Source organism: Halomonas sp., assembly GCF_052095695.1.
Classification (GTDB): domain Bacteria; phylum Pseudomonadota; class Gammaproteobacteria; order Pseudomonadales; family Halomonadaceae; genus Vreelandella.
Map to the genome: position 1 here is coordinate 1 of NZ_JBQDLQ010000142.1, position 5,421 is coordinate 5,421.

Annotated in this window: 5 protein-coding genes; 1 reads left to right on the top strand and 4 read right to left on the bottom strand. The window is 53.4% G+C overall.

Features of this window, described 5'->3' with window-relative positions; translation table 11 throughout:
- Nucleotides 1–1,585: ABC-F family ATPase (locus tag ACTH5D_RS17155; protein WP_441673361.1), on the top strand; the 1,585-nt coding region annotated here is incomplete at its 5' end.
- Between the two features lie 81 nt (nucleotides 1,586–1,666).
- On the opposite strand, the gene ACTH5D_RS17160 is transcribed toward ACTH5D_RS17155, so the two are convergent.
- From ACTH5D_RS17160 to ACTH5D_RS17175, 4 genes are all read right to left on the bottom strand, one after another.
- Nucleotides 1,667–2,785 (bottom strand): alkene reductase, encoded by a 1,119-nt coding sequence (locus ACTH5D_RS17160; RefSeq protein ID WP_441673363.1) that lies wholly within the window; start codon nucleotides 2,783–2,785, stop codon nucleotides 1,667–1,669.
- A 101-nt stretch (nucleotides 2,786–2,886) separates the two neighbouring features.
- Nucleotides 2,887–4,284: a YfcC family protein gene (locus ACTH5D_RS17165; protein ID WP_441673365.1), complete on the bottom strand. Its 1,398-nt coding sequence runs from the start codon at nucleotides 4,282–4,284 to the stop codon at nucleotides 2,887–2,889.
- A gap of 154 nt (nucleotides 4,285–4,438) precedes the next feature.
- Nucleotides 4,439–4,810, bottom strand: a complete 372-nt coding sequence (locus ACTH5D_RS17170; RefSeq protein ID WP_441673367.1) for a hypothetical protein — start codon at nucleotides 4,808–4,810, stop codon at nucleotides 4,439–4,441.
- 171 nt (nucleotides 4,811–4,981) lie between these two features.
- The coding region (locus ACTH5D_RS17175) for a M24 family metallopeptidase (RefSeq protein WP_441673369.1) at nucleotides 4,982–5,421 on the bottom strand (440 nt) is incomplete at its 5' end.

Here is a 5,421-nt window from a genome sequence, read left to right on the forward strand (position 1 = left end):
CGCAACCGCCAATATCACCATGCAGTTTGGGGCTAAGCCCCTGTTTGAAAATGTTTCCGTTAAATTCAATAACGGCAACCGTTACGGCCTGATTGGCGCAAACGGCTGCGGAAAATCCACCTTTATGAAAATTTTAGGTGGTGATTTGGAGCCCACTTCCGGCCAGGTGATGCTGGATAGCAGTACCCGGCTGGGTAAGCTGCGCCAGGATCAGTTCGCGTTTGAGAACGAGCGGGTGATCGATACCGTGATCATGGGCAACGTTGAGCTGTGGTCAGTCGCCGCTGAGCGCGAGCGTATTTATAGCTTGCCGGAAATGAGCGAAGAGGACGGCATGGCCGTCGCTGATCTTGAAGTACGCTTTGCTGAGCTGGACGGCTATACCGCCGAGCCTCGTGCCGGTGAACTGTTGTTGGGGTTAGGTATTCCCATTGAACAGCATACCGGCCCGATGAGTGAAGTCTCGCCTGGTTGGAAGCTGCGCGTATTGCTGGCCCAGGCCCTGTTCTCTGATCCTGACGTGTTGCTGCTGGATGAGCCTACCAACCACCTGGATATCAACACGATCCGCTGGTTGGAAGATATTCTTAAAGCGCGCAGTAGCACCATGATCATCATTTCTCACGACCGCCATTTCCTGAATAGCGTATGCACGCACATGGCGGATCTGGACTATGGTGAGATTACCCTGTTCCCCGGTAATTACGATGATTACATGACTGCCGCGACCGCCGTTCGCGAGCGTCAGCACTCCGATAATGCCAAGAAAAAAGCGCAAATTGCTGAGCTACAGCAGTTTGTTAGCCGTTTCTCTGCCAACGCCTCGAAAGCCAAGCAGGCCACGTCGCGCGCGCGCCAAATCGATAAGATCAAGCTCGAAGACATTAAGCCTTCCAGCCGCGTTAGTCCGTTCATCCGGTTTGAGCAGGCCAAAAAAATCCACCGTAACGCCGTGAATGTGGATGCGATTAGCAAAGCCTACGACGACAACGCGCCGCTGTTTAAGCGCTTATCCATGACGGTTGAAGCCGGTGAGCGTATTGCCATTATCGGGCCTAACGGTATCGGCAAAACCACGCTGCTTAAAACGCTTGCTGGCGAGCTGCATCCAGATAGCGGCGAAGTAAAATGGACCGAAGCGGCGGATGTGGGTGTTTTTGCCCAGGATCATAGCGATGATTTCGCCGTCGACGCCACGCTGTTTGAGTGGATGTCTAGCTGGACGAATGGTGGTGAGCAAGTGGTTCGCGGCGCGCTAGGGCGGATGCTGTTTTCCAGCGATGATATCGGCAAGTCGGTGAAGGTGATTTCCGGTGGTGAGCAGGGCCGCATGCTATTTGGTAAGTTAATCCTTACTCAGCCCAACGTAATGCTGATGGATGAGCCGACCAACCACCTGGATATGGAATCTATCGAGGCGCTCAACTTAGCCTTGGAGAACTACCCCGGCACGCTGCTGTTTGTGAGCCACGACCGAGAGTTTGTGTCATCGCTGGCCACGCGCATTATCGATATGCAGCCGGAAGGCATTGTCGATTTCAGCGGCAGCTATGACGACTATCTGCGTAGCCAGGGCGTTGTGTAACGATTTAAACTGAGAGACCTAAAAAAGCACCGCCGAAGCGGTGCTTTCTCATTCCGAAAATGCTTAAGGTATTAGTGATACCTAGCCAAGACGATCATAGCCGTTATCCATAAACGGATAGTCGGTGTATCCCTTCTCGTCACCGCCATAGAACGTTTCATGGTTCGGCTGGGTGAGCGGGGCGTTAACGCGGAAGCGTTCCGGTAGATCAGGGTTGGCAATATAAGGGCGGCCAAAAGCAACGGCGTCGGTGGTGTTCTCACCAATACGGGCTTCAGCGCGCTCTGCATCATAGTTACCGCAGTAGATCAGGCTGCCGCTGAAACGCTCGCGCATCTGCTCACGGAAACCGTCTGGGAAGGTGATATCGCCACCGGCCCAGTTGGGTTCGTTCAGGTGCAGATAGGCAAGACCGCGCTTGGAAAGCTGCTCTGCCATGTAAAACGCCATGGCTTCTGGCTCGTCGTCGGTCAGGCCAAAGAGCTCGATAAACGGCGTCATACGGATGCCTACACGATCACCGCCAAATACTTCAACTACCGCATCGACGACCTCTAGCGGGAAACGCGCACGATTTTCCAGTGAGCCGCCGTATTGGTCGGTACGCTTGTTAGAGCCGGTCGCCAGGAACTGATTGAGTAGGTAGGCGTTGGCTGCATGGACTTCGACCATATCGAAACCAGCACGCTTAGCGCGCTCAGCCGCTTGACGATAGTCGTCGACAATACCCGAGATCTCATCGGTTTCCAGCGCACGCGGTGTGCTGGTGGGGTGCTGGCCCGCAGTGCCGTCTTCAAATTCGACGAAGCACTGGGCGCCTTCGCCTTTCAGTGCGCTGGGCGCAACGGGCTGCTGGCCGTCCGGTTGAACCATTTCGTGTGAAACACGACCAACGTGCCATAGCTGAAGCGCAATACGGCCGCCTTTAGCGTGTACCGCACTGACAACACCTTTCCAACCGGCTTCCTGGGCATCGGTCCATATGCCTGGCGTATAAACATAGCCACGTGCAGTAGGAGAAATGTTGGTGGCTTCGCTGATGATCAACCCTGCGCCCGTGCGTTGGCCGTAGTAAGCTTCCTGCATCTTACCGGGTACGCTGTCCGGTGTACGTGAACGCGTCAGCGGTGCCATGATAATGCGGTTAGGAAGAGACAGGCTGCCCAGCTGAATAGGCGTAAAGAGTGTGTCGAAAGCCATCAAATAAGCTCCTTTGGAACGCTATGATAAACAAGTAAGGAGCAGAGTAGACCAGTTTACTAGTTAATGCCAATCGAATCTTTCTGGGCAGTCTCCCGCGCTTAATAACCCACCAAGTGGCCGATGATCAGCGCAACCCACGCCAGCCCGTAAACCATCACCATAAAGGGCAGAATCGCTTTTAGCCACTGAGCGTAAGACACGCGCCCGAGTGCCAGCATGGCCAGCGTACCGCCTGACGTGGGAATAATGAGATTGGTTAAGCCGTCACCAATTTGAAACGCAGTGATCATTAGCTGGCGGCTCATGCCAACGAGATCAGCGACAGGGATAAGAATTGGCATGGTGACGAGCGCCTGGCCGGAACCAGAAGGAATAAACAGATTGATAACGCCCTGTACTACGCTGGCCATAATGGCAGCAAACACGGATGGAATGCCGTCGATCAGCGTACTCAACGCATTAACAATGGTGTCGATAATGAATGCTTGCTCAAGAATCACCTGAATAGACGCCGCCACCCCAATCACCAGCGCTCCGGCAGTGACGCTGGCTGCACCTTCCATCAGCTGTTTAACAATGCCATTCGCAGACAGGCCGTTGATTGCCCCAATGAGGATTGCCAGGATGAGGAAGACGCCGGCAATTTCATTGATATACCAGCCGCGGGTGAAGACTCCAACCAGCATGGCGATCAAGCCACCCACAAACACGACCATCGTCAAAATATCGCGTTTGGTCAGGCTATATTCGCTGAGCGGTTTGCTAAGCGATTCGGCATTATCAGGCTCGTCAAATTCCATGTTGACGACGCGCTTGCAGATATACAGCGAGAGCAGGGCCAGCGATGACACTACCAATAGCGTCCGCAACCACGCGCCTGAGAACGTCGGTAGCTCGGCGATACCTTGAGCAACGCCCACGGTATATGGGTTAATCGGCGACAGCGCAAAGCCAATGCCAATGCCACCAACGGCCATTGCGACACCCACCAGGCTTGAGCAGCCAATTGCGCTGGCAATCAGTATGGCAATAGGCACTAACGCAATGTTGTTTTCAAAGCCAACGGCGACGCCAAAAAAACCGTAAATAAAGGTGCCGACTACGATGATGATGTTACGTCGCTCAACGCCTACGCGGTTAAGCGCTACGCCAATGGCATTTTCTAATGCACCGGTTTTTTGCAGAATATGAAAGAGCCCGCCCGCAATGAAGACGATAAATAGGTAGCGCGAGGCAGCGATAAGCCCTTCAGGGATAGCCACAAAAACATTAAACAGCGGGATGTTGGCTACATTTTCCAAATAGGTAAATGAACCGGGCACCACCATCGTTCGGCCATTTTGCGTGATGCGCTCAAATTCGCCGGCGGGAATAATAAACGTCAGTAAATACGTCGCCACAAGGATAAGAAAGATAAGCACCATGGGATCAGGAACCGCCTGATACCATTTTTTAGGCGAGCGAGAAGTCGCTGCCGCAGCATTTTTTTCAACCATGAAAATACCCTTAATGAGATGAGTCTTAGCGTGAGGGATCACTGACGTCTTACTTCGCGTGACGCATGATAAATCAAGGGGGTGCGGAAACGTAGACTGGCAAAGTATTGATTCCAGTTAAAACACATGGAATGCCAAAAATACACGGCGCTGGTTAATGACGTTGCCAGAGCCACCGGCGTTTAGTGGGCGTATCAATATGCCGTAATGCATTCGACAGCGACAGTCTGATAGCGGCTAACTGGCGATAGCAGACAGCGCTGCTCAGTACGCCAGGACACTGCTTGAGTAGCAGTTCGCACTGTTGCGACGCTAAATAAAGCTGCTCCGTTATCGACGGAGAAAATAGCGGTTTCGACTGATGGCCACAGCGTGAGAGCTCCCGCGCCAGCATGGAAAGCATACTGGTATCCATCCAGCAGGGCAGCGGGTCTTCTAGGCGGCCAGCAATAGAGTGCTGTACCGCTTCAAAAGAGGTGCGCAAAAATATGACTGTTTGGCGAAGTTGCCGCTGCTCGCTCGTCATCTCATTGACCCTTCACGTGGCTCCTTATAAAGGGCCTTGGCCCAATGATTAAATGCAAAAACAAGTGTTTCTCATTTGCATCTTTGTCGACGATAGCGCTACGTTCTCCGTCTGTCAATGTCATGGTTTCGGCGCTGGTTTTTTAAAATACTGGTTTTTAGCAAGAAAGCGTCAGCGTGCTTCAAACAACTGCCAGTCATTATGGGTGAGCGGCTTGGCGCCTTGTTCGGTAACCACCACGGTGTCGCTTAACCCGACGCCCCACTGGCCGGGGGCTCGCAAGCAGAGCGGCAGGTGGAACACCATATTGGCTTCAAAAGCACGCATCTGGCCTTTGGCAATAAAGCCGGTGCCTTCTACCCAGCTAGGCGGGAACTGGGCGCCTATGGCATAGCCAAATACGCCGGAGAAGAAATACTGATCGCGCTTGGATGCGAGCAGCGCTTTGGCGCCGATGGCGGCAATGTCGTTATCGGTCGTGCCCGGGCGAATGCTCTGTATCGCGGTCTCTAGGCCTAGGGCGGTGATCCGCGCGCTCTCTTGGAGCATCTCCAGTTCAGCAGGGCTTTTAACAATTCTAATCGCATCGACTAACGCGCCCGCTTCGCAAA

What these genes read in the sequence shown, in the direction of transcription:
- ACTH5D_RS17165 (WP_441673365.1), bottom strand. Translation starts at nt 4,284, where the DNA reads ATGGTTGAAAAAAATGCTGCGGCAGCGACTTCTCGCTCGCCTAAAAAA.
- ACTH5D_RS17170 (WP_441673367.1), bottom strand. Translation starts at nt 4,810, where the DNA reads ATGACGAGCGAGCAGCGGCAACTTCGCCAAACAGTCATATTTTTGCGC.
- ACTH5D_RS17160 (WP_441673363.1), bottom strand. Translation starts at nt 2,785, where the DNA reads ATGGCTTTCGACACACTCTTTACGCCTATTCAGCTGGGCAGCCTGTCT.